Annotated in this window: 34 protein-coding genes; 29 read left to right on the forward strand and 5 right to left on the reverse strand. The window is 40.0% G+C overall.

All coding sequences use genetic code 11. The annotated features are described in order from the left end of the window. Positions 1-38: 38 nt before the first annotated feature. The 3 genes from ABD985_RS17055 to ABD985_RS17065 all read right to left on the reverse strand — a co-directional run bounded on the left by ABD985_RS17055 (position 39) and on the right by ABD985_RS17065 (position 3,002). Complete coding sequence (locus tag ABD985_RS17055; protein WP_345373851.1) at positions 39-812, reverse strand: TIGR02757 family protein; 774 nt, start codon at positions 810-812, stop codon at positions 39-41. A gap of 85 nt (positions 813-897) precedes the next feature. Continuing rightward, the gene (locus tag ABD985_RS17060; RefSeq protein WP_345373853.1) at positions 898-1,737 is read right to left on the reverse strand and encodes a lysophospholipid acyltransferase family protein; all 840 of its coding nucleotides are present in this window, start codon (positions 1,735-1,737) and stop codon (positions 898-900) included. Positions 1,738-1,982: 245 nt separating this feature from the next. Further along, positions 1,983-3,002 carry a DUF481 domain-containing protein gene (locus ABD985_RS17065; RefSeq protein WP_345373854.1) on the reverse strand — a complete coding sequence of 340 codons (1,020 nt, stop codon included), beginning with the start codon at positions 3,000-3,002 and terminating at the stop codon, positions 1,983-1,985. A 97-nt stretch (positions 3,003-3,099) separates the two neighbouring features. Between ABD985_RS17065 and sbcD the strand changes: the two genes are divergently transcribed. Continuing rightward, positions 3,100-4,347 carry an exonuclease subunit SbcD gene (gene sbcD, locus ABD985_RS17070; protein ID WP_345373855.1) on the forward strand — a complete coding sequence of 416 codons (1,248 nt, stop codon included), beginning with the start codon at positions 3,100-3,102 and terminating at the stop codon, positions 4,345-4,347. A gap of 73 nt (positions 4,348-4,420) precedes the next feature. Further along, positions 4,421-7,975 carry an AAA family ATPase gene (locus tag ABD985_RS17075; protein WP_345373857.1) on the forward strand — a complete coding sequence of 1,185 codons (3,555 nt, stop codon included), beginning with the start codon at positions 4,421-4,423 and terminating at the stop codon, positions 7,973-7,975. 49 nt (positions 7,976-8,024) lie between these two features. On the opposite strand, the gene ABD985_RS17080 is transcribed toward ABD985_RS17075, so the two are convergent. Continuing rightward, entirely contained in the window at positions 8,025-8,711 is a 687-nt protein-coding gene (locus tag ABD985_RS17080; RefSeq protein ID WP_345373858.1) for a hypothetical protein, read from the reverse strand. A gap of 293 nt (positions 8,712-9,004) precedes the next feature. On the opposite strand from ABD985_RS17080, the gene ABD985_RS17085 reads away from it, so the two are divergent. Then, the gene (locus tag ABD985_RS17085) at positions 9,005-9,430 is read left to right on the forward strand and encodes a hypothetical protein (protein ID WP_345373860.1); all 426 of its coding nucleotides are present in this window, start codon (positions 9,005-9,007) and stop codon (positions 9,428-9,430) included. 89 nt (positions 9,431-9,519) lie between these two features. On the opposite strand, the gene ABD985_RS17090 is transcribed toward ABD985_RS17085, so the two are convergent. Further along, positions 9,520-10,272: a hypothetical protein gene (locus tag ABD985_RS17090; RefSeq protein WP_345373862.1), complete on the reverse strand. Its 753-nt coding sequence runs from the start codon at positions 10,270-10,272 to the stop codon at positions 9,520-9,522. Between the two features lie 188 nt (positions 10,273-10,460). Between ABD985_RS17090 and ABD985_RS17095 the strand changes: the two genes are divergently transcribed. From ABD985_RS17095 to ABD985_RS17220, 26 genes are all read left to right on the forward strand, one after another. Beyond that, a complete protein-coding gene (locus ABD985_RS17095) occupies positions 10,461-11,012 on the forward strand; it encodes a plasmid pRiA4b ORF-3 family protein (protein ID WP_345373863.1) in 552 nt (183 codons plus the stop codon). A gap of 111 nt (positions 11,013-11,123) precedes the next feature. Further along, entirely contained in the window at positions 11,124-12,062 is a 939-nt protein-coding gene (locus tag ABD985_RS17100; RefSeq protein WP_345373865.1) for a hypothetical protein, read from the forward strand. A gap of 173 nt (positions 12,063-12,235) precedes the next feature. Beyond that, a complete protein-coding gene (gene glgX / locus ABD985_RS17105) occupies positions 12,236-14,350 on the forward strand; it encodes a glycogen debranching protein GlgX (protein ID WP_345373866.1) in 2,115 nt (704 codons plus the stop codon). 34 nt (positions 14,351-14,384) lie between these two features. After that, positions 14,385-14,786: a hypothetical protein gene (locus ABD985_RS17110; RefSeq protein WP_345373868.1), complete on the forward strand. Its 402-nt coding sequence runs from the start codon at positions 14,385-14,387 to the stop codon at positions 14,784-14,786. Between the two features lie 127 nt (positions 14,787-14,913). Then, positions 14,914-15,366, forward strand: coding sequence for a D-aminoacyl-tRNA deacylase (gene dtd, locus ABD985_RS17115; protein ID WP_345373869.1), 453 nt, complete (start codon positions 14,914-14,916; stop codon positions 15,364-15,366). Between the two features lie 371 nt (positions 15,367-15,737). After that, positions 15,738-16,157, forward strand: a complete 420-nt coding sequence (gene rplP, locus ABD985_RS17120) for a 50S ribosomal protein L16 (protein WP_345373871.1) — start codon at positions 15,738-15,740, stop codon at positions 16,155-16,157. Between the two features lie 5 nt (positions 16,158-16,162). Next, a complete protein-coding gene (gene rpmC / locus ABD985_RS17125; protein ID WP_345373872.1) occupies positions 16,163-16,486 on the forward strand; it encodes a 50S ribosomal protein L29 in 324 nt (107 codons plus the stop codon). 19 nt (positions 16,487-16,505) lie between these two features. Further along, positions 16,506-16,760 (forward strand): 30S ribosomal protein S17, encoded by a 255-nt coding sequence (gene rpsQ / locus ABD985_RS17130; RefSeq protein ID WP_345373873.1) that lies wholly within the window; start codon positions 16,506-16,508, stop codon positions 16,758-16,760. 56 nt (positions 16,761-16,816) lie between these two features. Next, positions 16,817-17,185 (forward strand): 50S ribosomal protein L14, encoded by a 369-nt coding sequence (gene rplN / locus ABD985_RS17135; RefSeq protein WP_345373875.1) that lies wholly within the window; start codon positions 16,817-16,819, stop codon positions 17,183-17,185. Positions 17,186-17,202: 17 nt separating this feature from the next. Beyond that, positions 17,203-17,520 (forward strand): 50S ribosomal protein L24, encoded by a 318-nt coding sequence (rplX, locus tag ABD985_RS17140; protein WP_345373877.1) that lies wholly within the window; start codon positions 17,203-17,205, stop codon positions 17,518-17,520. After that, positions 17,520-18,065, forward strand: a complete 546-nt coding sequence (gene rplE / locus ABD985_RS17145) for a 50S ribosomal protein L5 (protein ID WP_345373879.1) — start codon at positions 17,520-17,522, stop codon at positions 18,063-18,065. Before rplX ends, rplE begins: the two co-directional genes overlap by 1 nt. Positions 18,066-18,081: 16 nt before the next feature. Next, a complete protein-coding gene (gene rpsN, locus ABD985_RS17150) occupies positions 18,082-18,351 on the forward strand; it encodes a 30S ribosomal protein S14 (protein WP_345373881.1) in 270 nt (89 codons plus the stop codon). A 59-nt stretch (positions 18,352-18,410) separates the two neighbouring features. Further along, complete coding sequence (rpsH, locus tag ABD985_RS17155; protein WP_345373883.1) at positions 18,411-18,806, forward strand: 30S ribosomal protein S8; 396 nt, start codon at positions 18,411-18,413, stop codon at positions 18,804-18,806. An 84-nt stretch (positions 18,807-18,890) separates the two neighbouring features. Beyond that, on the forward strand, positions 18,891-19,439 hold the full coding sequence (gene rplF, locus ABD985_RS17160) for a 50S ribosomal protein L6 (RefSeq protein ID WP_345373885.1): 549 nt from the start codon (positions 18,891-18,893) through the stop codon (positions 19,437-19,439). 8 nt (positions 19,440-19,447) lie between these two features. Continuing rightward, positions 19,448-19,801 carry a 50S ribosomal protein L18 gene (gene rplR / locus ABD985_RS17165; protein WP_345373887.1) on the forward strand — a complete coding sequence of 118 codons (354 nt, stop codon included), beginning with the start codon at positions 19,448-19,450 and terminating at the stop codon, positions 19,799-19,801. Positions 19,802-19,814: 13 nt separating this feature from the next. After that, positions 19,815-20,330, forward strand: coding sequence for a 30S ribosomal protein S5 (gene rpsE, locus ABD985_RS17170; RefSeq protein ID WP_345373889.1), 516 nt, complete (start codon positions 19,815-19,817; stop codon positions 20,328-20,330). Between the two features lie 17 nt (positions 20,331-20,347). Further along, on the forward strand, positions 20,348-20,527 hold the full coding sequence (gene rpmD, locus ABD985_RS17175) for a 50S ribosomal protein L30 (RefSeq protein WP_345373891.1): 180 nt from the start codon (positions 20,348-20,350) through the stop codon (positions 20,525-20,527). A 62-nt stretch (positions 20,528-20,589) separates the two neighbouring features. Then, entirely contained in the window at positions 20,590-21,036 is a 447-nt protein-coding gene (gene rplO / locus ABD985_RS17180) for a 50S ribosomal protein L15 (RefSeq protein ID WP_345373893.1), read from the forward strand. Positions 21,037-21,041: 5 nt separating this feature from the next. Then, complete coding sequence (gene secY, locus ABD985_RS17185) at positions 21,042-22,376, forward strand: preprotein translocase subunit SecY (RefSeq protein WP_345373895.1); 1,335 nt, start codon at positions 21,042-21,044, stop codon at positions 22,374-22,376. Continuing rightward, the gene (map, locus tag ABD985_RS17190) at positions 22,376-23,152 is read left to right on the forward strand and encodes a type I methionyl aminopeptidase (RefSeq protein WP_345373897.1); all 777 of its coding nucleotides are present in this window, start codon (positions 22,376-22,378) and stop codon (positions 23,150-23,152) included. Before secY ends, map begins: the two co-directional genes overlap by 1 nt. 1 nt (position 23,153) lies before the next feature. After that, positions 23,154-23,372, forward strand: coding sequence for a translation initiation factor IF-1 (gene infA, locus ABD985_RS17195; RefSeq protein WP_345373899.1), 219 nt, complete (start codon positions 23,154-23,156; stop codon positions 23,370-23,372). 169 nt (positions 23,373-23,541) lie between these two features. Next, positions 23,542-23,658, forward strand: coding sequence for a 50S ribosomal protein L36 (gene rpmJ / locus ABD985_RS17200; protein ID WP_345373901.1), 117 nt, complete (start codon positions 23,542-23,544; stop codon positions 23,656-23,658). A gap of 56 nt (positions 23,659-23,714) precedes the next feature. Further along, complete coding sequence (gene rpsM / locus ABD985_RS17205) at positions 23,715-24,083, forward strand: 30S ribosomal protein S13 (RefSeq protein WP_345373903.1); 369 nt, start codon at positions 23,715-23,717, stop codon at positions 24,081-24,083. A gap of 28 nt (positions 24,084-24,111) precedes the next feature. After that, on the forward strand, positions 24,112-24,504 hold the full coding sequence (rpsK, locus tag ABD985_RS17210) for a 30S ribosomal protein S11 (RefSeq protein ID WP_345373905.1): 393 nt from the start codon (positions 24,112-24,114) through the stop codon (positions 24,502-24,504). Between the two features lie 109 nt (positions 24,505-24,613). After that, on the forward strand, positions 24,614-25,219 hold the full coding sequence (gene rpsD, locus ABD985_RS17215; RefSeq protein ID WP_345373907.1) for a 30S ribosomal protein S4: 606 nt from the start codon (positions 24,614-24,616) through the stop codon (positions 25,217-25,219). A gap of 89 nt (positions 25,220-25,308) precedes the next feature. After that, the gene (locus ABD985_RS17220) at positions 25,309-26,301 is read left to right on the forward strand and encodes a DNA-directed RNA polymerase subunit alpha (protein WP_345373909.1); all 993 of its coding nucleotides are present in this window, start codon (positions 25,309-25,311) and stop codon (positions 26,299-26,301) included. Positions 26,302-26,419: the final 118 nt, after the last annotated feature.

A 26,419-nucleotide genomic window follows, 5' to 3' on the forward strand; every position in this document is an offset into this window, starting at 1 on the left:
CGGTCTTAAGGATTCTTAATATTGAAGGAAATAACGCACTATATTTCACCTTCTATGCCCATTCCAAATAAGGCAAAGTCATATTTCACAGGGTCTTCCGTAGAGAACTTTTTGAGGTTATTCGTAAGCTCTAAGGCAGCCTTCCAGTCACTTTGTGTTCGGTGCAATAGTCCTAGTTTTTTCGCTACCCGATCCACGTGAACATCCAAAGGACAAACAAGTTGTGAAGGTTGGATACTATCCCATATCCCAAAATCGACACCTTGAGCGTCTTTTCTCACCATCCATCGCAAAAACATATTAAGTCTTTTGCAAGCTGATTTACGGGCAGGGGTTGCAATGTGCTTTTGCGTACGCTCTGGCGCATCCGGAATACTAAAAAAATAGGTCCTGAAACCAATCAGGGCTTTCTCTACAGTATCATCCTCCTTAGTTATAAATTGACTAAATGCACTCTCCAAGCTATCGTGTTGCTGATAGTGGAACTTGAAAAATTCAATAAAATAAAGCGTATCGGTATCATTGAATGTACGGTGTTTAAATCCCAATAGCTTTTTAAGATCATCTTCTTGATGATTCATAATAAAGTCATAAGGAGCGTGATCCATACGTTCAAGTAGATCGTGACATTTATTGATGATGGTCTTTCGTTGTCCCCAAGCCAGCAAAGAAGCCCAAAGTCCCATGATCTCAATATCCTGTTTCTGTTCAAATAAATGAGGGATACTAATGGGGTCATCTTCAATAAAGGAAGGACGGTTGTATTGCGCTACTTTCTCTTCGAGCAGCTCAAAAAGGTTAGAAGACTTCATAATTCAGTTACAAAGTAAAAAGGAAGAAACTGGTCGTAGCGTCCACGCTACGACCTACAGACGACTTTTTAGTCCCTTTTATATTTTATTTTCTCTTCAGCTTCCATCTTCTATGAGACCACAACCAATCGGCAGGATGCTCACGAATGGTTTTCTCAATCTCCTTGGCAAATTGACTCACAATATCATCCTCTTTCTTATAAGGGGGCTTACCTACAGGGATCACATCAATTTGATAGTATCCTCTTTTTAGACGATGCATATAGGCATAGTAGGCTGGAAAGTTATATTTCTTAGCCAAATAAGTAGGCCCAAAGTAAAAGGGAGTATCTAGCCCTAAGAAGTCAACCCATTGGGCTTGCTTGGCATGTTGAGGGCTTTGGTCACCGACAAGGCCAATACCGATGCCTTTTCCCACCCTGTTTTCAATTTCCTTGGCAGCTACATCTTTTTCAATAACCTTTCCGCCGAAACGCTCACGGATATAAGTCATGAGTTGGTCAAAGAACGGAGAGGATAACTGCTTATAAACCGGATCAATACGGATACCATAGGTAGCAGAAGGACCGAGAGATTGCCATTCCCAATTACATTGATGAGAGGCTAACAGAATAATACTTTGACCACTATTTAGGGTATTTACGACCTCTTCAGGGTTACTAACATAGACCCTTTTCTCTAGTTCCTCTTTGGAAATACTAATACTCTTAATGATTTCGACAACAGTATCCGTAAAGTTGAGGTAATAGTCTTTGGATATTTGCTTGATCTCTTGTTCAGGTTTTTCTGGGAAGGCCCTATTCAGGTTTTCCAATACCACTTTCTTGCGGTATCGAACGACACGGTATACTAAGAAGAAAAGAAAGTCTGATAAGACATAGAGTACCGAAAAGGGAAGTTTAGATATTAGTTTTAATGCCCACATATTTTAAGGTAAAAGGTAAAAGGTAAAAGGTAAAAGGTAAAAGGTAAAAGGTAGGGGCGACCCTTGTGGTCGCCCTATCGCAAAAGAGTTTCAGTATAATGTACTTTGACTAATGGTCGCCCTATCGCAAAAGAGTTTTCAGTGTGATATATCTTGACCAAAGGCCACGCAATAGTCCTATTTATTCCAAAGATAATAAACAAAATAAACCTCTACCTCTTCCCTTTGACTTTTTACTTCTTACCTTATAGCTTCCATCCAAAAGAGGTTCTCAGGATATAATCGAGATCACTACCGGAAGCGACGGGGCGACTATCGTAGTTGATATTAAAGCCTACACTGATGTAAAAGTTGAGAGGGAGTTTAATGTTACTATTAAACCCTTGGTCAATCCTCCAACGGTTGTCTTCTGTCAAACTCCTATAGACAATCACATTAGTTAGTAGACTCCAGTCTCCTACGTCAAAAAGGTTAAACTCAGTGCCCAAGAAGGCTTCTGCACTTTGGAGATCTTGTTCATTTTCTTCTTCAAAGTTTTCGTTATTAAAGGCGAGTCCACTTTCTACCCCCCAATACGTACGGTTACTTTGTATTAAATAAACTCCTATACCAGCCTTGGCCAAAGAGCGTAGTTCTAAGGATTGTTCTGTATTGGATAAGAAGCTTAAATCTGTGACTACATACCACCCTTTAGATAGCAAATACCGAAAGCCGATATTGCTATTCATCCGTCGTATGTCGTCAGCTTCTTCTTGTAAGGTAAGAATTAAACTACCCTTAATATCTACCCACCAACGAGTGCTGATATAGCCCATGGTACTACCCAAACTCATTTGTTGTAGACTTTGGGCTCTGGTATAGTTATATCCAAAGTCTAGAGAGGCGTAAGCTCGGTCCCAGAATCCTTCGGAAACACTTTTCAGGTATACGATGTCCTGTAACCGTGTGAGGGTTTGATCTTCCCCTTTGATAATCATGACACTGTCATTGTCGCTATACCCGATCAAGGGGCCTGTAAGTCGGCTACCGTCACTGAGTGTAATGGCAAATTGGGAGTTAGTGTGCACATAGGTGACCTCTTTCCATTTGATCTTGAAGTCATCCTTGCTGTAGTCCGTTTCTATTTTAAAAACGCCTTGATTTAAAGACTTGATTTCACCGGTTAGTGTATTACCGTTATCCAGCCGGATAGAGTCTTGTTGTGCGATTGATATACAGGGAAGGGATAGTAATAGGAATAGAAAATGGGTGCGGAAGAAGTTCATAAGGGAAATAGTAATATTAGGATAAGCGTTTGACTGAATTGCATATATGGGGTACTCCTATTAAATTAATTTTTTGTTTTATACATTGAAATAGATCATGCTTAAAATACTTCATACAGCAGACTGGCATTTGGGAAAAAGACTACACAAACATGATCTTTTATCCGACCAATTACATTTTTTGAATTTTCTGGAAACTTACCTACTGGAACAGAAGATAGATGTATTGCTTGTTTCGGGAGATATTTTTGATACTGCCTATCCTCCTTTGAGTGCTTTGGAAGCTTATAATAATCATCTTGCACAGCTATTCAAACAAGAATATCCTCGTTATGTCATTATTACAGACGGTAATCATGATGGGCGTACGACCCTGAAAGTACCGAAACAGTTATTAGCCTCCTTAAATACCACTGTTGTATGTGAGCTGGATGAAGAGAGAGGAAATCACCTAATACCTATTACCAATACAGATGGAACACTAGCAGCCTATGTGGTAGCAGTACCTTTTTTGAGAGAATTAGATCTACGAAAATCAGTATTGATAGAGGGAGAGGTAGATCGCTTACAAGCCATACGACAGGGAATTCAAGGGGTTTATCAGCAGTTAGCCGAGGAGGTTGAACAGGTGACAAAAGAACGAACTATTCCGGTAGTGGCTACCGGTCACCTTTATGTACAAGGAGCGGAAGCAGCAGATTCTGATGCAGAACGTCCTGTACAGATAGGACATCAGGCAGGGGTGCAAACAGAAGTATTCAGTGAGGCATTTGATTATGTCGCTTTGGGGCATATCCATAAAGCTCAGCAACTGAAAGGAAACACAGATATTCGTTACTCTGGATCTCCTTATCCCTTAAGCTTTTCGGAGAGAAACTATACACATCAGATGTGGTTGCTTCATGTGGGAGCATCAGCTGTAGAGAAAGTGGAGTCAGTATTACTTCCTATAGCACGCCGTTTTAAGCAATTTAACGGAACCTTTGAGCAGGTGAAAGAAAAGGTAACGGTTTATGCGGCTCAAACCGATAGCTTATTTACGGATTTACTGGCCTTGCAGATAGAAGAAGAAGCGTATGATCCCTCTCTTCGCTATACAATTGACCAATGGAGAATGGAGCTGCATGAGCAAACAGAGACCGTTCAGATTGTAAAATATAGTTTACACTTTCAACAGGAAACACAAAATGCTGCTGAGTTATTGAAAGGAGAGCGTATCAAGCAAGAGGACTTTAACGCACAAAAGGTATTTGAAGCTCGCTTGCAGGATGAAGTGAGCATGCCGGAAGATGAAAAAGAAATCCTTCGAGAGGCATTTATGCAGTTGTTGGAGCAAAACGGGTAGCGTTTGTTTATTCCGCTACACGGCGTATGTTAATTGAGCTTCGCTCGTTCATGTTGTTTAGTTGTTGTGAATTATGAAAATCAATAAAATCTATATAAAAAACCTGAACTCTCTTAAAGGGGAACATGAGATTGACTTTACTGATCAATACTTGAATGAGGCAGGGTTGATTGCCATTACCGGAGAAACCGGTGCCGGGAAGTCTACCTTGTTGGATGCTATTCTGTTGGCTTTATATAACCGTGTTCCTCGATATGATAAGAACCTTTCGGCTAATGTGCTGCATGCCACAGGTGGATTAGTGACCAAGGGAGAAAAAGAAGCGATTGCAGCAGTAGAGCTAGAACTTAAGGTAGACGGGAAAAAGCAGACATATCGTTGTAAATGGAATGCCTTTAAGGGACAAAGAGGGGATGCAGCCCATAGGATCACAGGGTATCATATGGAGTTAGCGCAATTAGCGAATGGAGAAGAAAAGATTATTGCATCTGGAACCTATCAAAAGGTGGTGCCGCAGGTAGAGAAAGTGATAGGCTTACATTATGATCAATTTATACAGGCCGTCATGCTCTCTCAAGGAGAGTTCACAAAGTTACTGAAAGCTTCCAAGGCAGAGCGTAATACTTTATTGGAGAAAATCACCAGGACATTTGATTTCAGGGATATCTCTATAAAAGTGTATAAGCGTCATATACAAGAGCAACGTACACTGGAGCAATTGCAACAGCAGTTAGCTTTATATAAGGGGTTGACTGAGGAGGAGGTACAGCAGAAAAAAGAAGAGGAAGAGGAGAAAAAGATATTACTGCAAGAAAAACAGGAGGTATGGAAGCAGTGGAATGAGTATTTATCGTCCTTTAGGCAACTGGAGCTTTTAGAAAAAGAACATACAGCACTGTTGGAAGACTATGCTTCTTGGGAAAAGAAAAAAGAAGGATTTCAACAGGAAACAATCAGAGTGGAGCTTCATGAAAAAGTAGCACCGCTTAAAGCCTTGTGGGAGCAACTGAATCATAAAAAAGCACAGCAATCGGAAGTTCAACAGCAAATTACCCAGCAAGAACAGGTTTGGGAAAGAACGAACACAAGTTTACAAGAGATACTCCCTAAACAGCAACAGTATATAAAACAATTAGAGACCTTCAAGGAGAAAGAGCAGGCGCTGGGTACAGAATGGAAACAGGTAGAGGAGCTGGATAAAATGTTGGAAAGACAGGTGACCTTGAGTAATAGTGAAAGGAAGGAGCTGGAGCAACTAAACGGAAAGAGGGAGACAGTTCAAAAGAATATTGAGCAAAAAAATGGGAAGATTCAGCAAAAAGAGGAAGCAGTAGCTCAAGCAAATAATTGGTTGCAGCAGCATCAGGTATTGGGAGAGTTAACAGAAAAATATGCGGTACTGCAAACATATCAGTTGCGCTTGCAAGAACAACAAAATGTATTGCAGCAACAGGTGGAGGAAGTTTCCAGTACACAGACGAGGCAAAGGCTATGGGAGGCGATAGAAGGAGGTGACATGATCACACCATTAAGCTCCTGGATGGATCAGTTGAAGAAAAGTGTCATTCAATTGAATGAGCAACTTCCTTATACTAATTGGACGGAAGAGCAATATGCCAATGCGATAGGTTTATTAGAAGAGGCTTTTAGAGTTCAAAAGCAAGAAGAAACCATAAATCAGAAGCTTCAACTTCTTGAGGACAGAGCAAAGACGTATCAGTTGAAGATGCAGTCATTGCAAGGGGAATTAGAAAAAGCAATACAGACACAAGAATATGCCGGACTTTCTTATAAGGAGATCTCTGTCAAATGGCAGCGTGTACAACTAGAAAGCAGTGAGAATATTGTTGCCTTGAGAAAAGCCCTTCGTCCTGAGCAACCTTGTCCGGTATGTGGAAGTAAAGAGCATCCTTATGGACATCAGTCAACTGCAGAAGAAGAACGAGCGACGGTAGAAAAAGAGTTGAAACATTGGGAGGTGGTGTTAAAGGAGTCTCAAGAGTCAACCAATAGCTTGAAGAGAAATTGTGGTGAAGTGGAGACAAAAATGGAGATGTTGGGAGAGCAGAAAATGGAGTTGCAGAAGGAGTACACTCAGTTGAAAGAGCAGGAGGATAAATGTATGCAGCAAGTACAGAAGGTAATTCCAGAAGATACTATAGAGAACAGGAGTGAAAAGTATGAGCAATTGAAGGAGGGGAGTAAATGCTTGAAGCAAAAGGCACGTTATGAGCAGTTACTCTTTGAGTTGAATGCGATTAAAAAAACACAGTTGAAGTATGAGGAGGTGGAGGCACAATGGGATACTATGGTGAAGCCTTTTACAACTTATATTGACGACCCATCAGACGCTTTAGGTTTCCTCAAAAAACAAAAGGTTGCTTATGAACGAAAAGTATTGGTTTACCAAGAGGAGAAGCAGGAGTTATTACTGTTACAGCAGACATTGGGGCAACAGCAGCAACAATTACAAGAAATAAACGAAGAGGAAGCGAAAAGAGAGGCCGCTTACCAAAAATTACAAGAACAAAAAGAAAAACTTCAGCGACAGCGTTTCTCCCTTTTTGGTGATAAAAACCTTGCTATTGAGAAAGAGCAATTTCATCAACAAAAAGAGGAATGCGCAACGGCTTTACAACAACTTAATGCTGAAGTGACCAGATTGGAGACTTCCTTGAAGCACCTTGTTGATAGAAAAGTACAATTGGATTCTCAGCAAAAACAACTGCAGGAGGAGTGTGCAATAACAGAAATCAAACTGAAAGAAAAAGCGATAGAGAGAGGAATACAGGATTGGGCCACTATAGGAGAGCAGTTATTGACAGAAGACGAATATCAAACGATTATCAAGCAACAAAGTAGCTTAAAGGAAGAAGGAACGGTACTTATAACCAAACTGCAGGAGAAAAAACAAGGTATATCCAGTTATCAACAAAAATTACAAGATGTAACATTGGATAAACCCACCTTGGAAAAGGATCTCGCAGCGTTACAAATCACGATTGATACGCTTCAAGAAGAGATTGCGAGTATTAAGGCTGCTTTCCAGCAAGATAAAGAACAGCAGGTCAAAAGAACAAGAATCCAGAAGAAGATAAAAGACCAAGAAAAAAACTGCCATATATGGCATACCCTAAATAGCATGTTAGGGTCGAGTACAGGAGATAAATTTAATAATTATGCCCAGGCTTTAATGTTGGGAATATTGCTGGAGTATGCCAATAGACATTTGGCGCAAATTAGTAAACGATACCAATTTGTAACACAAGTATACCAGACACCTACCGATGATTTATTCGTCTATGATAAAGATATGGGAGAAGAGGTGCGAGCGGTGAGGACATTGAGTGGCGGAGAAACCTTTTTACTAAGCCTGTCCCTTGCGCTGGGACTTGCAGATATGGCAAGTAATAATATCCGTATCGAAAGCTTATTTATCGATGAAGGTTTCGGTACGCTGGACAAAGAAACCTTGGAGGATGTACTGGCAACATTGGAAAATCTACAATATGAAACACAGAAAAAGATTATGGTCATTTCCCATGTCCCTGAACTGCAGGAAAGAATAGGAACTCATATCCGCTTACAAAAAAGCGGGAATGGACATAGTACAGTAACGATTGGATAGAATATCCCTTGTAGATCCTCGCCTCAGGGCGAGGGTTTGCAAATCGATACTAAGGAATATTCTTATTACTCAACCAATATTCCATAAGAGAGTAGTTGGTAGAAATAGGAACCATAGTAGCCGTTAGATCCCCCTTTAAAAAGGAACATTCCTCCACATTTTTCATGATAACTTGTTCTTCTTCTTGGGTATGGGAGGTATAAATAAAGTAAAACTCATCATCCTTGTCGATATAAAGAAAGCCAACATAGTCCTCGATCGTTAAAAAGTAAATCCCATAGTCATAATGCGTTTGGCATTCTTTGAAAAAGCTATCAGAAGAACCTTGATAATTGATAAGATGATGCTCAAGCTTAATGGTCTCCGCTTGTTTTAGCGCACTTTTTCGGGCATAATCATAACGATTGAGTCTGATCCCCATGTGCAATAAGGTTGTCATCACAAAATAGGAGTCATTGATACTTCCTTGTTGTGGGTAGAAGCTTTTACCATCCTGACTCCAAGGAGTCCCAATCCATTGAGGGATAATATTGGTAACAAAATTATCTGTGAAAATATGCCCTACTTCTTCCATACTGATAAGGTGTTCAGTATAAAGATGTGCTGTTTGTATTCTTTCTTTCTCAATGCTTTCACGTAAAGCAAGGTAGTCGTCTTTTACTTTTTTGAGAGGGGTAGGGACAGAAAAACCACTAAGTAAAAAAACAGCAATTATTGATAATATAATCCTCGTCATACTTGTCAATGTAGTTACAGTACTTATAAAAGTTGGTTGATTGAAACAAGTTATGGGTGTCGTGCTAGTAGTGTTTTTAAATTATAATTTTTTTACTGAAAACTAGTAATTTTTTGAGAAATAATCGTACCAAAAAAATGCTTAAAGCAAGGGGGGGTATAGAAAACTGTAATAACATGGCATATAGGTGTGTTTTTAGTCGATGACTTTTGCTCGGTATAAGTCACTGTTTTATCGCAATAAATTATTGTAATTGGAGGATTCGAGTTAATATCATCAACTATTTAAAGCGTATGAAAAGTAATTATTTAAAAATCACTCCCTTATTTATAGTGTTGTTGGCAGTGAACTTTTGTTTCATGAGTTGCGATGATGATGATGGTGTGGGGGCTTCCGTCTCAATTAACGAAACGGGATCAGATTTTGGAGGGGACGTTACAGGAAATGGTGGAAGTACCCAGCAAGTGTATACCTGGAACAACCCTGAGTTTACGGTGGATTGGAATATGGACATTACGGCAACTCCCGGAAGTAGCTTCAATTTACGGATAGATGACACCGATGATCGCAATGTTTTGGATCAGACATTGCGTGTAGGCTTAGGAGACGATTCTCGTTCTGGAGTGTCTTTACCAGGAGCCCGTGGGCAATGGACGATCACTGTTACATTAACGGATTTTAATGGTGACGGTTCATTTAGTATTAGCCCTGGAGATTGATTGACCTAAGCGTATAGTATAAAAATAGCCCCTGATGAAATATGTCATATATCTCATCAGGGGCTGTTCTATCTATAATGAATCAAGGATTAATCCTCTACCTCGTTCTCCTCTTCTTCATCGTCATCATGCTCGCCATCATTGTCGTCATCCTCATCAACGTCACCAGCAATTTCCAGCTGTCTTGTGATCGTTTCATACAATTCAGCATTCATTGCTTCATTAATATAAATAACGCCATCCTCTGCGACAGTGGCTGTACTCATATCTACCCCGTTCAGGATGATATCAAAATCAAACAATACCAAAAGGTTGCTTACTGTTGCCTCATCAATTTGGAAACCTGTATCGCTTTCTACCTCAAACTCAAACTCCTCATTGGAAGTGAATTCAAAAGCAACAGCGCCTTCTGCTGATTCATACGTTCCTTTAAAGATCACAGAATGCTCTCCTTCCAATACATTATCAATCTCTACCTCTACCTCATTGTAAAGACCCGGCTCAACCATAGACAAAGGTAGCTCTGGAGAAGCTGTACCTGCGACTAAGTCCAAGGTATAGGCTCCTTCAAACTCATACTCCTTCTCATATTCCATCTCATTGCCCATGTCATCCTCTACTTCCCATTCTGCTTCCATTTCAATCGCTTTTAGCCCCATTTGAGCCTCTGTGATTGAGATCATGGTCGTATTCGCCATTCTTGCATTAGATAGTGTGAGCGCACTTCCTGTTCCCTTGAATGAAATTGCAGTGTTTCCTCCGTCCAGGTTCTCTGTTCCTTCACATGAAAAAAGAGCTGCGGATAGTGCTGCTGCTGATACTAGTTTGGTAAACTTGTTCATTATAATCTGCTTTAGTTAAAATAATTCCTATACTGATAAAACAGATAGGGAAACAAAATCCCTACCAGTTTTTTTTTTTGAAAAATAGGCAATCACTTTATAGTTGATTGTTTATGGAATAGGTGTTTGTGCTCTACTTATGTGATATTCTACCTAGAATATGTAATTTGCCAAAAAAGATAAAGAATATGGATAATCAGGTTTATCAGTTCAAGTTAACTTTGGTGGATTCCAAGCCTACGATTTGGAGACGTTTTGTCGTAAATTCTGCTATTAATTTTGAGGAACTACACTATACTATTCAGGTATTGATGGGCTGGTCGGATGCTCATCTTTGGAGTTTTACTAACCCAGAATCTGGAAAAGAAATAGGCCCTGAGCAGGATAATTATCAGGAGACAATTTTAAGTCAGGTGATTCAAAACCCTAAAGATACCCTATTGTATGAGTATGATTTTGGAGATGCTTGGTTGCATGAATTAAAATTGGAAAAGGTATTGCCGGTAGAAGAAGGGCAGTTTTATCCTGCATGTACTGCAGGAGCAGGGGCAGGGCCTTTGGAAGACTGCGGTGGTATTTGGGCATATAGGGATATGATGGATGCTTTCAAGAATCCAAAGCATAAGGAGCACGAGGAGATCATGGAGTGGTTCAAGGAAATAGAGTTGGAGGATTTTGATCCGGATTATTTTGATCAGGAAACAGTGAACGAATGGCTAAAAGAACTGTACGAAGATTAAAGGTATATTAGGATTTTGTCCAATTATTTTAATACAAAGTATAATTCATAACCATCCTTGGTGCGTAATTTGCTATTTTAGAGGGAGATAATCTTTATACTCCCTTTAATTATGCAAAAACTATTACTTCTATTTTTATTATTGAATGGGTATGTTCTGTCTGCCCAGACCCTTCCAGATATAAATCAACTTTTATTTCATGATCCACTGAAAAAAGGCCCGACCTATATGAAGGTGGTCAGTACATCCTATGTAGTGGTGGCTTCAGAGGAAAGGATGTTCTTATTGAATGCCACAGGACAAGCCGTGGATTCTATTATCGTGAATGACTTTAGTCCTTCAGGTACTTTAAATGCGATGTTTCCTATGGATACAACTCACGTATTTACATCAACCCAGAAGCATCTACAGAAATGGGAAATACAACGAGATCGATTGGTGTTGGTACACACCTATGAGATTGACCGAGCATTTAAAAAGCGATATGGGAAAAAGGATTGGTATATATTGACGCCTTATGGAATGCTTAGTAGAAAGGCTAAAGGTAAGACCGATATTTGTGCGGAAGGAGTGTATACCTGGTTTGCCAAAAATGGAGAACAATCCGTTATCAAGAGTCATGAGAGACATTGCGAACGATTCTCAGAGGATTTTCCAGCTTCAGAGGCAATTAGTGTCTATAAACAACAGGTACTGTTGAACTTTCCTTGTTGTAAAGAAGTGGTGTGGATGGATATGAAAAATAATTCTTGGAAAACAGTGGCTTTTCCTTCTTTAGCAACCAAAGGTAATGTGGAATATATGTTATGGGACCGGTTGGCGTATAGACCTTATTTAGTGAAGGCCAATGCGACAGAATCTGTCATCTACAGATTAGATACAGAAAAAGGAGCGTATGAATTAATGACGGAAACTATGGGACAAGTGGTTGGAATTGCTGGTGGAAAAGTATTAACAAAAATGACTTTTTCAGGGGAGGAAACATATTATTGGTATTTTTGGAAAAAGGAAACAGAACAGCAGGAGCCTACAGAGAAGAGGGAACAGTAACTGTATTTTTTGAAATAAGTACGATGCATATAAATTTTACCTATTAGGGGATACACCTTACGTCCTATTCTTCCTTCCTGCCCATTTATGTATTTTGTATTGCGTGACGTTTGTAGCGTATATTTTTAAGAAACGAACAGACGTCTTTGGCTATAATTAACATTAAACCATATATGGAAACTATAATAGATTCGGAAGAAATGAAATCAGTAGAAATCCCAACAGGGCAAATTTTACATGGAACGAGTTATCCCCTAGGGGCTACGGTGCAAAAAAGAGGAACCAACTTCTCCATATTTTCTACTGATGCGACAAAGGTCGAATTACTTTTTTTTGAAGATAAAGATAGCGTAAAACCTAGTCGGGTGATCACGCTGAACCCCGAAGAAAATAAAACATTCTATTATTGGCATGTATTTGTAGAAGGCGTAGGGCATGGACAAGTGTATGCGTACAGGGTACATGGGCCATACAATCCAGAGCAAGGTTTATATTTTGATAAAAGTAAGTTGTTGTTAGACCCTTATGCGAAGGCAATTTATTTGAGTCCTAAGTATAATAGAAAAGCAGCAACTCGCCCCGGCGACAATTCTGCCCATGCTCCTAAAAGTATTGTAGTGGATGACAATGATTATAGTTGGGAAGGGGATCGCCCACTATATCGTCCTTATGCAAAGACAGTTATTTATGAAATGCATGTGGGAGGTTTTACTAAGCATGCATCTTCTGGTATATCAGAAGAACTGAAAGGTACGTTTGCCGGCGTAAAAGAGAAAATTCCTTACCTCAAGGAGTTAGGTGTAACTGCTGTAGAGTTATTACCTGTTCAACAGTTCGATCCTTACGATGCTCCAGAAAATAAAACCAATTATTGGGGGTATAGCCCATTGGGATTTTTTGCACCCCATCATGCGTATGGTACGAACCCTGAGGATCCAACTCAGGTGGTTCGTGAGTTTAAGGATATGGTAAAAGCACTGCATAAGGAAGGGATTGAAGTAATTTTGGATGTGGTGTATAACCATACGGCAGAGGTACATGCTGAAGGGCCTACTTTATGCTATAGAGGGTTAGCGAATCCTACTTACTATATGCTGGATGAGGAAAACCAATATAGGGACTTTACAGGCTGTGGAAATACCTTGAATGCCAATCATTCGATCGTAAGGAGAATGATTATGGATTCTTTACGCTATTGGGTATCGGAAATGCACGTAGATGGCTTTCGTTTTGACTTAGCCTCTGTGTTATCAAGAGGAGAAGATGGAGAGCCTTTGAAAAACCCTCCAATTTTATGGGAAATAGAGTCGGATCCGGTATTGGCAGGGGCCAAGATGATTGCCGAGGCTTGGGATGCTTCAGGTCTTTATCAGGTAGGAAACTTCATTGGAGACAAGTGGAGTGAATGGAATGGAGTTTTTAGGGATACCATGAGAAGATTCGTAAAAAGTGACGGACACGTAATTCATGATATGATGGATTGTGTTGAAGCCAGTCATAAGATGTATCACGCAGAAGGTAGAGATCCTAACCGAAGTATTAATTTTGTGACTTGTCATGATGGTTTTACATTAAATGACTTGGTCAGCTATAACCAGAAGCACAATATGGCTAATGGGGAGATGAATAGAGACGGGCATGGTCATAACTTGAGCTGGAACTGTGGTGTAGAAGGCCCAACAGTGAAGCCGGATGTAGAAGTATTGAGAAAGAGACAAATCAAGAATTTCTTTTGTATGCTATTGCTATCACAAGGAACCCCTATGATTTCGATGGGAGACGAAGTGAGGCGATCACAGCATGGAAATAATAATGCTTACTGCCAGGATAATAGTATTGCATGGTTCAATTGGGAAGATGTTGAGCGACACCAGGATTTATATCAGTTTGTGAAAAAACTGATCAAGTTTAATCTTTCTCATGATGTATTTCAGCGGGAGGTATTCTGGAGTTCCAATGTGCGTAAGCGTTTGCCTATTATTACTTGGCATGGGGCGAAAGACTTTGATACTCCTGATACACATCCAGATAGTAGGAGTATATCTTTTATGTTGACAGATACGGAGTCAAAAGAACAAATATATGTCATGTTGAATGCTTTCTGGGAATCTCAGGAATTTGAGGTGCCGGAGCCTTCATTAGATGTGGAGCATACCCATTTCTGTCGTATTATAGATACACATCAAAATGCTCCTTATGATATCCTTGATGAACAACAAGCTCCAGTAATTACAGAAAGTACTTATAGAGTAGGACCTCGTTCCATTGTGGTGTTGAAAGCTGTGTAAAGAAATTAACTGCTTATCAACTGAAGGAATTTATATGCTAGATAGAGATCAACAAAATAACCCAAAAGGTACTGGGATGGAAGCTATAGCTTTTTCTCAGTACCAACCAGAGCTTACGATTAATGCAGTGGGGTGTGAAGAAGGGGTTCCAGTGACGGCTTATGTAGAACTGTCTATGATCGTAAAAGGAGGACTGGTGAGTGTGTTGTTATCAGCGCCAGTCATTATGGATGAAAAGCAACGAATAGAACTATATATCAGTAAATACATTATACTACAAGGGCAGGAGTCTCGTAGTTGGAGTGGAAAAGTTGATATGGGAATTTTAGAGCCAGGGCGGTATGAAGTAGTGATCTATTTGCAAGAATGGAAACAAGGGGAACAAAGGCCTAAGGATTATCAGTTGGATCAGGTATTCATTTTGGATGCGGAATGATTAATCAGGCGTTATGTATTGAGCCTTTATATTGTGATAATGACGAATGTAAATTATTGCAGTATAAAGGCTTTTATTATTTTTGTGCTTTCGGGTATTTTTTAATTAAACTGACTATTTGGAATAGATGATTGCAGTAATTCAAAGAGTAGGTAAGTCACAGGTAAGTATTGATGGTGAAGTTGTTGGTAGGGTAGATAAGGGTTTAAATGTACTTTTAGGTGTAGGGCATGAAGATACAGCAGAAGATGTACAATGGCTAGCAAATAAGATTGTCAATATGAGAATCTTTGGTGATGAAGAGGATAAGATGAATCTTTCTATTAAAGATGTAGGAGGTGATATCCTATTGATTAGTCAGTTTACGTTGCATGCCAGTACAAAAAAAGGAAATCGTCCATCTTATATTGATGCAGCGAAGCCAGATAGAGCAATTCCTTTATATGAACAGATGAAGGATACTTTAGAGGAATTATTGGGTAGAAAGGTGGAAACAGGAGAATTTGGAGCAGATATGCAGGTAGAAATCATGAATGATGGACCGGTGACGATACTTGTAGATACCAAAAATAAGCGATAAAGAGGGTGCTTTGGTGAATAAGCGTTAAGGGGTTGAATTATTCAGAGGTCAAATAGTGTTTTTCAAATGATTTCGCAGTAACATGCAAATGGAACGCATTGCAGGGAGGTAGTGAGAAAATATAGAAATATTTCTCTAAATCTTTGTATTACAAAGAAAAGGGTGTACCTTTGCAATCCCATTACGAGGGAAACTGTGTTTATCTGACATGAACATAAGTCCCAAACAAGAAATCTGAGTAGTAGAATTATTTGTTGGACCCTCATAGGGATGTTTTTGTGTATAGAGCAAAAACGATATTAGCTGTGCGCTATTTTGTAGAGTATTTTTGCGCCGGAACGGTTCCGGTGTTTGTTAAATAGATTTTTGTCATGTTACAGCCGAAACGAGTAAAGTACAGAAAGAGACAAAAAGGAAGAGTGAGAGGTGTTGCTCAAAGAGGACACACGATTTCTTTTGGTAGCTTCGGTCTGAAAGCTTTGGAGTCTGGATGGATCACATCAAGACAAATTGAAGCTGCGCGTATTGCGATTAACAGAGCGATGAAAAGGGAAGGACAGGTTTGGATCCGTATTTTCCCTGATAAACCAGTAACATCGAAGCCTGCAGAGGTTCGTATGGGTAAAGGTAAAGGTGCTCCTTCATATTGGGTAGCAACAGTGAAGCCAGGAACAATCCTATTCGAGTCTGATGGGGTATCTCTAGATAGAGCTCAGGAGTCGATGAGACTTGCTGCTCAAAAGCTTCCTATCAGCGTGAAATTTGTGGTTAGACCAGATTACGTAGGATAATCATCATGAAGACTAAAGAATTAAAAGAGCAAATCAAGAAGATGTCCGCAGAGGAGTTGAATGCAGAGCTTGCAGCTTCTCAAAAGCAGTTGGACGAGTTGGAATTCGCTCATGCTGTAAATCCGATTGAGAATCCGATGCAAATCAGATCTCTAAGAAGAAAAGTTGCTTCACTGAAGACAGAGCTTCACGTGAAAGTTACAGCTGAGTTGGAGGACAAGGTGAAAGCAGAGGGCGTTACTCGCGAAACAGTGAGTGAGTTTCTACAGAAAAACAAGTTTGCAGCTCCTGTGAACAAGAAAATGGTTCTAAGAGCAATTAGCAAATAATTAAAAGAGCTGATTTAAGATGCAAAGAAATTTCAGAAAAGAACGTACCGGTGTGGTAGTGAGCAACAAAATGGATAGCTCTATTGTAGTAGCTGTTGAGACTCGCCAGAAGCACCCTATCTACGGAAAATTCGTGAAGCATACTTCAAAGTTCATGGCGCACGACGCCAAAAACGAATGTAACATCGGTGATACCGTGAAGATCATGGAAACTCGTCCTCTTTCGAAGAGAAAGAGATGGAGACTGGTGGAAATCGTTGAGAAAGCGAAGTAATTGCTCGATATAAACTATTTGGTTAGACATCATAAAATCCTAATAAGGATCATACAATGATACAACAAGAATCTAGACTGAACGTGGCGGATAACTCAGGTGCAAAAGAAGTGCTGTGTATCCGTGTACTGGGAGGTACTAAAAAACGCTACGCGACTGTAGGTGACAAGATTGTTGTTACTGTGAAGTCGGCCCTACCTTCAGGAAACGTGAAAAAAGGTACAGTTTCTAAAGCTGTAGTGGTAAGAACTAAGAAAGAAGTTAGAAGAAAAGATGGTTCTTACATCCGTTTCGAAGATAATGCGGCGGTACTTTTAAATACAAATGACGAGCCAAGAGGTACGCGTGTATTTGGCCCAGTTGCGAGAGAGCTGCGTGAAAAGCAGTTTATGAAGATTGTTTCACTAGCACCAGAAGTGCTATAACTTGATTCATAAGAGACATGAAATTTCATATCAAGAAAGGAGATAAAGTAACGGTTACTTCAGGAAACCACAAAGGCCAAGAAGGCGTGGTACTGAAAATGGACCGTGAAAAACAAAGAGCTACCGTTGAAGGTGTAAACCTTGTAACGAAGCACATTAAGCCTACAGCTGAAAAGCCAGAAGGTGGTGTGGAGAAAAAAGAAGCACCGATTCACATTTCTAACCTAGCGTTGATCGATCCTAAAACAGGAGAGCAAACTAAGGTTGGTCGCAAGCAAGATGCTGAAGGCAAGCTGAAAAGATATTCTAAGAAAACTGGAGAATTCATAGACTGATGGCAAATCCAACAAGACTTAAGAATAAATATAAAGAAGAGATCGTGCCAGCTTTGATGGAACGCTTTCAGTATAAAACTGTTATGCAAGTTCCTAAGCTACAGAAAATCGTTATCAACCGTGGTATGGGTGATGCGGTAGCCGATAAGAAGTTGATCGATACAGGAGTTGAAGAACTTTCTGTAATTGCAGGTCAAAAGGCGGTTCCAACTATCGCGAAAAAGTCGATTGCGAACTTTAAGTTGAGAGACGGAATGCCAATTGGTGCGAGAGTTACCCTTAGAGGGGAGAGAATGTACGAATTCCTGGACAGGCTGATTACTATTGCTCTGCCACGTGAAAGAGACTTCCAAGGTATCAAGACCAAGTTGGACGGTAGAGGGAATTACACTTTGGGATTGAAAGAGCAAATCATCTTCCCAGAGATCTCAATCGAAAAAGTGAAGAAAGTGACCGGTATGGACATTACATTCACTACTTCAGCCAACACGGACGAGGAAGCATTTGAGCTTCTTAAGCAGTTTGGAATGCCTTTTAAGAAATAAAAAACTTAGATACACAATGGCAAGAGAAGCAGTAAAAGCTAGAGAAAGAAAAAGAGAGCGCATGGTGGCAAAATATGCCGAAAAAAGAAAAGCGCTTAAAGAAGCTGGTGATTGGGTAGCGCTAGATAAACTACCTAAGAACGCCTCTCCAGTTCGTTTGCACAATCGTTGTAAATTGACTGGTCGTCCAAAAGGATACATGAGAAAATTCGGTATCTCTAGGGTGACTTTCAGAGAGATGGCTTCCGCTGGTAAAATTCCTGGCGTAACTAAAGCAAGCTGGTAAGATTTAATCATTTGAGGGACATTCACGCGCACATCGTGTGTGTAAAAATATTAAGATAAATGGATCCGATAGCAGATTACCTGACAAGACTTAGAAACGCTATCCGCGCTAACAAAAGGATCGTGGAAGTGCCTGCGTCTAACTTAAAGAAGCAAATGACTAAAGTGCTTCATGACAAAGGGTTTATCCAAGGATATAAGTTTGAGGATGGTGTGAACACTCAGGGTGTTATTAAAATTGCATTGAAATACAACCCTGCAACAAAGCAACCTGCTCTAGTAAGTCTTGAGAGAGTTTCTCGTCCAGGTCTAAGAAAATATACGAAGGCATCTGATATGCCTCGCGTATTGAATGGCTTGGGTGTAGCGATTTTGTCAACATCGAGAGGTGTTATGACTGACAAAGAAGCAAAAGAGCTTAACGTAGGTGGTGAAGTTCTTTGCTACGTATACTAGTCGGTATACGTCACAAGTATTTTTGTTTAAAATAGCTGACCGCTTCAGCATCTTGCTGAAGCCTTAAGCGAAAATGGAAGACAAATGTCAAGAATTGGTAAAAAACCGATTACCCTTCCTTCAGGTGTTGAAGTAAAATTCAACGAAGGGGTAGTTTCAGTAAAAGGACCGAAAGGGGAGTTGTCTCAAGAAATGAAAGGAGGCATCGAACTAGAGGTAAATGAGGGAGAGGTTGCTCTTACTCGTCCAAACGAAAGCAAAGAATCAAAAGCAATGCATGGTTTGTACCGCGCTTTGATTCAGAATATGGTAGTAGGTGTAACAGAAGGTTACAAGAAGTCTCTAGAGCTTGTGGGTGTAGGTTTCAAAGCTACAAACCAAGGCAACCTATTGAACTTGGACTTAGGTTACTCGCACTCTATTATTTTCCAGATTCCTGCAGAGCTTTCAGTGTCTACAGAATCTCCTAAGGGTGCAGCTCCGATTGTGCACATCGAGGGTATCGACAAGCAACTAGTAGGACAAGTAGCTGCGAAGTTGAAGTCTCTAAGAAAGACAGAACCTTACAAAGGTAAAGGTGTCAAGTTTGTCGGTGAGGTAATCAGAAGAAAAGCAGGTAAAACTGGTAAATAATAAGCGACATGGCTACTAAGAAAGATCTAAAAAGACTTAGAATAAAAAGGATTATCAGAAAAAAGGTTTCTGGTACTGCTGAGAGACCAAGACTTTCTGTGTATAAATCCAACACAGCAATTACTGCGCAGTTGATCGATGACGAAAAAGGTCATACAATCGCAGCAGTATCTTCTAAAGAAGTTGCTCCTGAAAGTAAGTCAGCTAACATCGCTTTAGCTACTGAAACTGGTAAAAAGTTGGCGGAGAAAGCTATTGCAGCAGGAGTTTCTGCTGTAATCTTTGACAGAAACGGATACCAGTATCATGGTAAGTTGAAAGCTTTAGCGGACGGCGCTAGAGAAGGTGGACTGAAATTCTAAAAATTTTTGAAGAATGAAACAAGACATCAAAAAAGTAAAATCAACGGACCTGGAGCTAACAGAGAAGGTAGTTGCGATCAAGCGTGTAGCGAAGGTAGTAAAAGGTGGTAGAAGATTCAGCTTTTCTGCAATCGTTGTAGTTGGAGATGGTAATGGCTCTGTAGGTTACGGTCTTGGTAAAGCCAATGAGGTGACTGACGCGATCACTAAAGGTATCGACGACGCTAAGAAAAACATGGTGAAAGTTCCTGTATTGAAAGGTACAGTTCCTCACGCTATGAAAGGTAAGTACGGCGGCGGTAACGTTTTGATCAAGCCAGCTTCTAAGGGTACTGGAGTAATTGCCGGTGGTGCAATGCGTGCCGTATTGGAATCTGCAGGTGTGCATGACGTATTGGCAAAGTCTCAAGGTTCTTCTAACCCTCACAACGTAGTAAAAGCCACTTTCGACGCTTTGTTGAAAATGCGCGATGCTTACACCGTTGCTGAGCAAAGAGGAGTATCTTTGAGCAAAGTATTTAATGGTTAATTAAATAATTTGAGAAGATGGCGAAAATCAAAATCACTCAAGTAAGATCTACGATCAAGAGACCTGAGAACCAGAAGCTTACAATCAAAGCATTGGGCTTAGGTAAAATCAACAGAACCGTAGAGCATGAGGCTACTCCTCAAATTTTGGGGATGGTAAACAAGGTAAGTCACTTGGTTATAGTTGAAGAGTTATAATATCTTTTGTACTTTTGCACGTCTGCACTAGTATTTTGTGGATATTTTGATTTATAATTATTATGAAATTACATACATTACGTCCAGCAGCAGGATCTGTAAGAAACAACAAGAGGGTTGGTAGAGGACAAGGTTCCGGCAGAGGGGGTACTTCGACAAGAGGTCACAAAGGTGCGAAGTCCAGATCTGGTTACAGCCAAAAAATTGGTTTCGAAGGAGGTCAAATGCCTCTTTACAGACGAGTGCCAAAGTTTGGTTTCAAAAACCCTTTTAGAGTTGAGTACACTCCTGTGAACTTGGATACTCTGCAAAAAATCGCTGAGGCTAAGGGCATCACAGCATTTACTCAAGAAGAACTTGTTAATCTTGGTCTTGTGAACAAGAATGACAAAATTAAAGTATTGGGTAGAGGTGAGCTTAAAGCTAGTTTAGAGGTATCGGCACACGCATTTTCTGCTTCAGCTAAAGCAGCTATTGAGCAAGCGGGCGGAAAAGCAAATACACTTTAATAAGCATGAAGAAGTTTATCACGACACTAAGGGACATTTTTCAAATCAAGGAACTCAGAGATAGAATTTTCTATACCCTGGGTTTTCTTGCTGTATTTAGACTAGGGTCATTTATTTTGTTGCCAGGCTTGGATCCGGAAATTGTTTCGGCTGCAGCAGGTAATCCAAGTAATGATCTTATGGGATTCCTAGATACACTTTTAGGGGGAGCATTCAGTAGAGTTTCTATCTTTGCTCTAGGTATCATGCCTTACATCTCTGCATCTATCGTGGTGCAGTTGTTAGGAATGGCTGTCCCGTACTTTCAACGACTTCAGAAAGAAGGAGAGTCGGGTAGAAAAAAGATCAACCAAATTACAAGGGTATTGACCATCGCTATTACGTTGGCTCAATCTTCTGCGTATTTGGCTACGTCTGTTCCTGAAGGAGCAGTGATCGTTTCTCAACAATTCTTCTATGTGTCGTCAGTAATCCTTCTGACAGCAGGTACAGTCTTCTGTATGTGGTTGGGTGAGCGTATTACAGATAAGGGTATCGGTAATGGTATCTCTATGCTGATCATGATCGGTATTATCTCTGCGCTTCCAGCAGCAATCATGCAAGAGATTGACAGTAATAGCAATGCGCTATGGTTGGTGATTGAACTCATTATGATGTTCTTCGTAATCATGGGTGTAGTGTTGTTGACAACTGCCATCAGAAAAGTACCAGTACAATATGCTAAACAGATTGTAGGAGCTGGTGGTAAAAAGAAATCATTCAAGACCGGACAGAGATCTTATATTCCTCTTAAGGTGAATGCCGCAAACGTGATGCCTATCATCTTTGCTCAATCTTTGATGTTCTTGCCTTCTCTTATTGCAGGTTTATTCGCTGAAACTAGCGATACTGCAGTTTGGATTGCAAACAACTTCTCAGATTACACGTCGGTTGCGTATAACACAACCTTCGCAACGTTGATCATCTTGTTTACGTATTTTTACACGGCAATTACAATCAATCCTGATCAAATGGCAGATGACTTGAAAAGAAACAATGCTTTCATTCCGGGTGTTAAACCAGGAGAAGCAACGTCTCATTACATCAGCTTGATCTTGGATAAAATCACACTTCCTAGTGCTATATTCTTGGCAGTTATTGCAGTACTTCCTGCTTTTGCACAGTATGCAAACGTAACCGCTAGTTTGGCACCATTCTTTGGAGGAACATCATTGATCATCATGGTGGGAGTAATCTTGGATACTATCCAGCAGATTGACTCTTACTTGCTAATGAATAGCTATGATGGCATGATGCAGTCTGGGAACGTTAAGGGAAGACAAAATGTTGCAATAGCTTAATGAAAGTCTATTATAAAACAGAAGATGAAATAGCTCTTATGCGTGAAAGCGCTGACCTTTTGGGAAGAGCTCATGCAGAAGTTGCGAAAAACATCAAAGAAGGGGTGAGCCTTAAGCAACTTGATAAAATTGCTGAGCAATTTATCAAGGACCATGGGGCTAACCCCTCCTTCTTGAATTATGGAGGATTTCCGGCATCACTATGTATGTCATTGAATGATGTAGTAGTACACGGAATTCCGAATAATTATGAGTTGAAGGATGGAGATGTGATCTCTATTGATTGTGGAGTATACCTGAATGGCTTCCACTCTGATAGTGCATACACCTACCCTGTAGGAAATGTTGCACCTGAAGTGATGAAACTTCTGAAAGTTACACAAGAATGTTTAACTTTGGGGATTCAACAAGCCAAGTTGAATAATCACATCGAGGATATTGGTTACACCGTACAGAAATATGCCGAAACACACGGATATGGTGTGGTAAGAGAACTAGTAGGACATGGATTGGGGAGAGATCTTCATGAAAAGCCGGAAGTTCCTAATTACGGTAAAAAAGGACGAGGACTCAAAATCAAAGATGGGCTAGTTATTGCGATTGAGCCAATGATTAACTTGGGGACTAGAGGAATCGTACAGGATGCAGATGGATGGACAATCCGTACCAGAGATGGCAAACCGTCTGCTCATTATGAGCATACTGTTGCGATACATAATGGGGAAACAGAAGTGTTGACCACGTTTAAATACATAGAAGAAGTCTATAAATTCTAATATGCCAAAACAATCTAATATCGAACTGGACGGAACAATTGTCGAAGCTTTGCCAAATGCAATGTTCCGCGTAGAATTGCAAAATGGGCACCAAGTGGTAGCTCATATTTCGGGTAAAATGAGAATGCACTATATTCGTATTCTACCTGGGGATAAAGTGAAATTGGAAATGTCCCCTTACGATTTGACCAAAGGTAGAATTGTCTATCGTTATAAATAATGTAACGAAAAGGGACGAATAGAAAGGTTAATTGTTATCGTTTGTTAATGAGCGGGTAATAATAGAACTATTCGGGTGTACATTTGCCTTTTACCTTAGTGACGAAGAAACACTTACCTAAATATATAAACTTTCAGGGGTTATTTTGTAATCTTTAAATTAAAGAGAAATGAAGGTTAGAGCTTCAATTAAGAAGAGAAGTGCTGATGATAAGATCATCAGACGTAATGGAAAGGTATACGTAATCAATAAGAAAAATCCTCGTCATAAGCAAAGACAAGGGTAATGGTACCTTACCGTGTAACTTTTTTACAATTTAAATTCACAGTAATTAAATAAGTAATGGCACGTATTTCAGGAGTTGATATTCCGGATAATAAAAGAGGCGTTATCTCTTTGACGTACATTTTCGGAATCGGCAAAGCATCTGCTGCAGGTATTTTAGCAGAGGCGGGTGTTGATGAAAACAAAAAAGTAGCGGATTGGAATGACGAAGAGTCAATGAAAATTCGTGATATCATCAACAATGGCTACAAAATTGAAGGTGAACTGAAGTCAGAGGTTCAGTTGAACATCAAGCGTTTGATGGATATCGGTTGCTACAGAGGTTTGAGACACAGAAAAGGTCTTCCTTTGAGAGGTCAAAGAACAAAGAACAACGCTCGTACTCGTAAGGGTAAGAGAAAGACAGTAGCAAACAAGAAAAAGTAATTTTTAGTATATTCAACTGGATTAAGCAATGGCTCAGAAGAGAAAAGATAAAGCTAAGAAAAGAGTTGTTAAGGTTGAAGCTCAAGGCCAAGTGCACATCAAAGCTTCTTTTAACAATATCATCATCTCTATCACTAACCTGGAAGGGCAAGTGATTTCTTGGTCTTCTGCGGGTAAGATGGGATTCAGAGGTTCTAAAAAGAACACTCCATATGCTGCGCAGCAGGCGGCTGCAGACTGTGCGAAAGTAGCACACGATCTTGGTCTAAGAAAAGTAGAAGTTTTCGTTAAAGGACCAGGTTCGGGTAGAGAGTCTGCCATCAGAACTATTCAAAACTCAGGTATTGAAGTAACGACTATCAGAGACGTGACTCCACTACCGCACAACGGATGTCGTCCTCCTAAGAGAAGAAGAGTCTAATCATAGGAAACGGCTAAATGTGTGGGTGTATACATTGAATAGATAGTTGGCCATTAGCCGTGGCCAAGATCATTATTTTTATTATATTATATTAATTTTAGAATAAGAAATGGCTAGATATACAGGACCTACCTCCAAAATTGCTAGAAAGTTTAATGATCCAATTTTTGGGGCGTGTAAAGAGCTTAAGAAAAAGAACTATCCTCCGGGACAGCACGGAAAGAATAGAAGAAGAAAGCAGTCTGAATATGCAGTTCAGTTGGCTGCTAAGCAGAAGGCAAAATACACTTACGGTGTATTGGAGAAGCAATTCCGTAACCTTTATAAAAAAGCATCTTCTAAACCAGGAATCACTGGTACGATTTTGCTTCAATTGTTGGAAGCTAGATTAGACAACACTGTTTACAGATTAGGACTTGCTCCTACTCGTAGAGCAGCGCGTCAGTTAGTTTCTCACAAGCATATTACTGTGAATGGCTCTATTGTTAATATTCCTTCATTCTCTTTGAAAGTTGGTGACATTGTAAGTGTTAAAGGTAAGTCACAAGCTTTGAAAGTTGTTCAAGAATCAGTTTCTGGTCGTCAGCGTTCTGCTTACCCTTGGTTGGAGTGGGACTCAGACAAATTTGCTGGTAAATTCTTGACGTACCCTGAAAGAGATGAGATCCCTGAAAATCTACAGGAGCAATTGATCGTCGAATTGTACTCTAAGTAATAAAATTTTCGAAGCAGCTTTTGAAAGGTTTCTTTCAAAGGCTGTTTCAACTATCATATACATAATCTCCAGAAAAACCAACATCATATATGTCCATTTTAGCTTTTCAAATGCCTGATAAGGTGGTGATGGAAAAAGCAGACGATTTTCATGGTCTCTTTGAATTCAAACCACTTGAAAGAGGGTATGGCGTTACCGTAGGTAATGCGCTGAGACGAATTCTACTCTCATCCTTGGAAGGTTATGCAATCGTGGGGGTGAAGTTCCCTACTGTGTTGCATGAGTTTTCGACTATGGAAGGGGTAGTGGAAGATGTGACGGAAATCATTCTGAATTTGAAGCAAGTTCGTTTCAAGAAAGTTTCCGATGATCCTAACTTTAAGATCAACATCAGTATCAGCGGAAAAGACAAATTCACCGCAGGTGATATTACGCAGTTTACAAACGACTTCGAAGTATTAAACCCAGATCACGTGGTTTGTCATGTAGATCCTTCGATTAATCTTCAGGTTGAACTGACGTTAAGCAAGGGAAGAGGCTATCTTCCTGCGGAAGAGCAGCAAAATGGTGAGGATGTTGTAGGTTATATTCCTATTGACTCCATTTTCACTCCAGTGAAAAATGTAAAGTATCACGTAGAAAACTTTAGGGTTGAACAAAAGACTGACTACGAGAAACTGATCATTGACATTGAGACAGATGGATCTATTCACCCAGAGGATGCTTTGAAAGGAGCTGCACATATCTTGATCCAGCACTTCATGTTGTTCTCTGATGATACAATGACATGGGATCCTACTGACAAGAAGGATGAAGAGCCTATCGATGAGGAATTCCTTCATATGCGTAAGCTATTGAAGACTCCATTGTCTGAGCTTGATCTTTCTGTTAGAGCTTATAACTGTCTAAAAGCTGCTGATGTGAAGACGTTAGGTGATTTGGCTTCTCTTGAGATCTCTGATATGATGAAATTCAGAAACTTCGGTAAGAAGTCCCTGACGGAGTTGGAGCAGTTGGTAGCGGAAAAAGGATTGACATTTGGTATGGATGTTACCAAATACAAACTGGATGACGATTATTAATAGCTAGTATACTTCGGTAAGTGTTTATTTTAGTGGCTTCATGGCCAGAAAGTGCCAGTACCTAATACGGCTGGTACTATAAAGTTTATAATGTTGTAAAAATGATAGTACCTAATAC

Source organism: Algivirga pacifica, from assembly GCF_039543525.1.
In the GTDB taxonomy this organism is placed as follows: domain Bacteria; phylum Bacteroidota; class Bacteroidia; order Cytophagales; family Flammeovirgaceae; genus Algivirga; species Algivirga pacifica.

Excerpts from the sequence above, each read along its gene's own strand:
- ABD985_RS17055 (WP_345373851.1), bottom strand. The coding sequence starts at position 812 with ATGAAGTCTTCTAACCTTTTTGAGCTGCTCGAAGAGAAAGTAGCGCAA.
- ABD985_RS17060 (WP_345373853.1), bottom strand. The coding sequence starts at position 1,737 with ATGTGGGCATTAAAACTAATATCTAAACTTCCCTTTTCGGTACTCTAT.
- ABD985_RS17065 (WP_345373854.1), bottom strand. The coding sequence starts at position 3,002 with ATGAACTTCTTCCGCACCCATTTTCTATTCCTATTACTATCCCTTCCC.
- sbcD (WP_345373855.1), top strand. The coding sequence starts at position 3,100 with ATGCTTAAAATACTTCATACAGCAGACTGGCATTTGGGAAAAAGACTA.
- ABD985_RS17075 (WP_345373857.1), top strand. The coding sequence starts at position 4,421 with ATGAAAATCAATAAAATCTATATAAAAAACCTGAACTCTCTTAAAGGG.
- ABD985_RS17080 (WP_345373858.1), bottom strand. The coding sequence starts at position 8,711 with ATGACGAGGATTATATTATCAATAATTGCTGTTTTTTTACTTAGTGGT.
- ABD985_RS17085 (WP_345373860.1), top strand. The coding sequence starts at position 9,005 with ATGAAAAGTAATTATTTAAAAATCACTCCCTTATTTATAGTGTTGTTG.
- ABD985_RS17090 (WP_345373862.1), bottom strand. The coding sequence starts at position 10,272 with ATGAACAAGTTTACCAAACTAGTATCAGCAGCAGCACTATCCGCAGCT.
- ABD985_RS17095 (WP_345373863.1), top strand. The coding sequence starts at position 10,461 with ATGGATAATCAGGTTTATCAGTTCAAGTTAACTTTGGTGGATTCCAAG.
- ABD985_RS17100 (WP_345373865.1), top strand. The coding sequence starts at position 11,124 with ATGCAAAAACTATTACTTCTATTTTTATTATTGAATGGGTATGTTCTG.
- glgX (WP_345373866.1), top strand. The coding sequence starts at position 12,236 with ATGGAAACTATAATAGATTCGGAAGAAATGAAATCAGTAGAAATCCCA.
- ABD985_RS17110 (WP_345373868.1), top strand. The coding sequence starts at position 14,385 with ATGCTAGATAGAGATCAACAAAATAACCCAAAAGGTACTGGGATGGAA.
- dtd (WP_345373869.1), top strand. The coding sequence starts at position 14,914 with ATGATTGCAGTAATTCAAAGAGTAGGTAAGTCACAGGTAAGTATTGAT.
- rplP (WP_345373871.1), top strand. The coding sequence starts at position 15,738 with ATGTTACAGCCGAAACGAGTAAAGTACAGAAAGAGACAAAAAGGAAGA.
- rpmC (WP_345373872.1), top strand. The coding sequence starts at position 16,163 with ATGAAGACTAAAGAATTAAAAGAGCAAATCAAGAAGATGTCCGCAGAG.
- rpsQ (WP_345373873.1), top strand. The coding sequence starts at position 16,506 with ATGCAAAGAAATTTCAGAAAAGAACGTACCGGTGTGGTAGTGAGCAAC.
- rplN (WP_345373875.1), top strand. The coding sequence starts at position 16,817 with ATGATACAACAAGAATCTAGACTGAACGTGGCGGATAACTCAGGTGCA.
- rplX (WP_345373877.1), top strand. The coding sequence starts at position 17,203 with ATGAAATTTCATATCAAGAAAGGAGATAAAGTAACGGTTACTTCAGGA.
- rplE (WP_345373879.1), top strand. The coding sequence starts at position 17,520 with ATGGCAAATCCAACAAGACTTAAGAATAAATATAAAGAAGAGATCGTG.
- rpsN (WP_345373881.1), top strand. The coding sequence starts at position 18,082 with ATGGCAAGAGAAGCAGTAAAAGCTAGAGAAAGAAAAAGAGAGCGCATG.
- rpsH (WP_345373883.1), top strand. The coding sequence starts at position 18,411 with ATGGATCCGATAGCAGATTACCTGACAAGACTTAGAAACGCTATCCGC.
- rplF (WP_345373885.1), top strand. The coding sequence starts at position 18,891 with ATGTCAAGAATTGGTAAAAAACCGATTACCCTTCCTTCAGGTGTTGAA.
- rplR (WP_345373887.1), top strand. The coding sequence starts at position 19,448 with ATGGCTACTAAGAAAGATCTAAAAAGACTTAGAATAAAAAGGATTATC.
- rpsE (WP_345373889.1), top strand. The coding sequence starts at position 19,815 with ATGAAACAAGACATCAAAAAAGTAAAATCAACGGACCTGGAGCTAACA.
- rpmD (WP_345373891.1), top strand. The coding sequence starts at position 20,348 with ATGGCGAAAATCAAAATCACTCAAGTAAGATCTACGATCAAGAGACCT.
- rplO (WP_345373893.1), top strand. The coding sequence starts at position 20,590 with ATGAAATTACATACATTACGTCCAGCAGCAGGATCTGTAAGAAACAAC.
- secY (WP_345373895.1), top strand. The coding sequence starts at position 21,042 with ATGAAGAAGTTTATCACGACACTAAGGGACATTTTTCAAATCAAGGAA.
- map (WP_345373897.1), top strand. The coding sequence starts at position 22,376 with ATGAAAGTCTATTATAAAACAGAAGATGAAATAGCTCTTATGCGTGAA.
- infA (WP_345373899.1), top strand. The coding sequence starts at position 23,154 with ATGCCAAAACAATCTAATATCGAACTGGACGGAACAATTGTCGAAGCT.
- rpmJ (WP_345373901.1), top strand. The coding sequence starts at position 23,542 with ATGAAGGTTAGAGCTTCAATTAAGAAGAGAAGTGCTGATGATAAGATC.
- rpsM (WP_345373903.1), top strand. The coding sequence starts at position 23,715 with ATGGCACGTATTTCAGGAGTTGATATTCCGGATAATAAAAGAGGCGTT.
- rpsK (WP_345373905.1), top strand. The coding sequence starts at position 24,112 with ATGGCTCAGAAGAGAAAAGATAAAGCTAAGAAAAGAGTTGTTAAGGTT.
- rpsD (WP_345373907.1), top strand. The coding sequence starts at position 24,614 with ATGGCTAGATATACAGGACCTACCTCCAAAATTGCTAGAAAGTTTAAT.
- ABD985_RS17220 (WP_345373909.1), top strand. The coding sequence starts at position 25,309 with ATGTCCATTTTAGCTTTTCAAATGCCTGATAAGGTGGTGATGGAAAAA.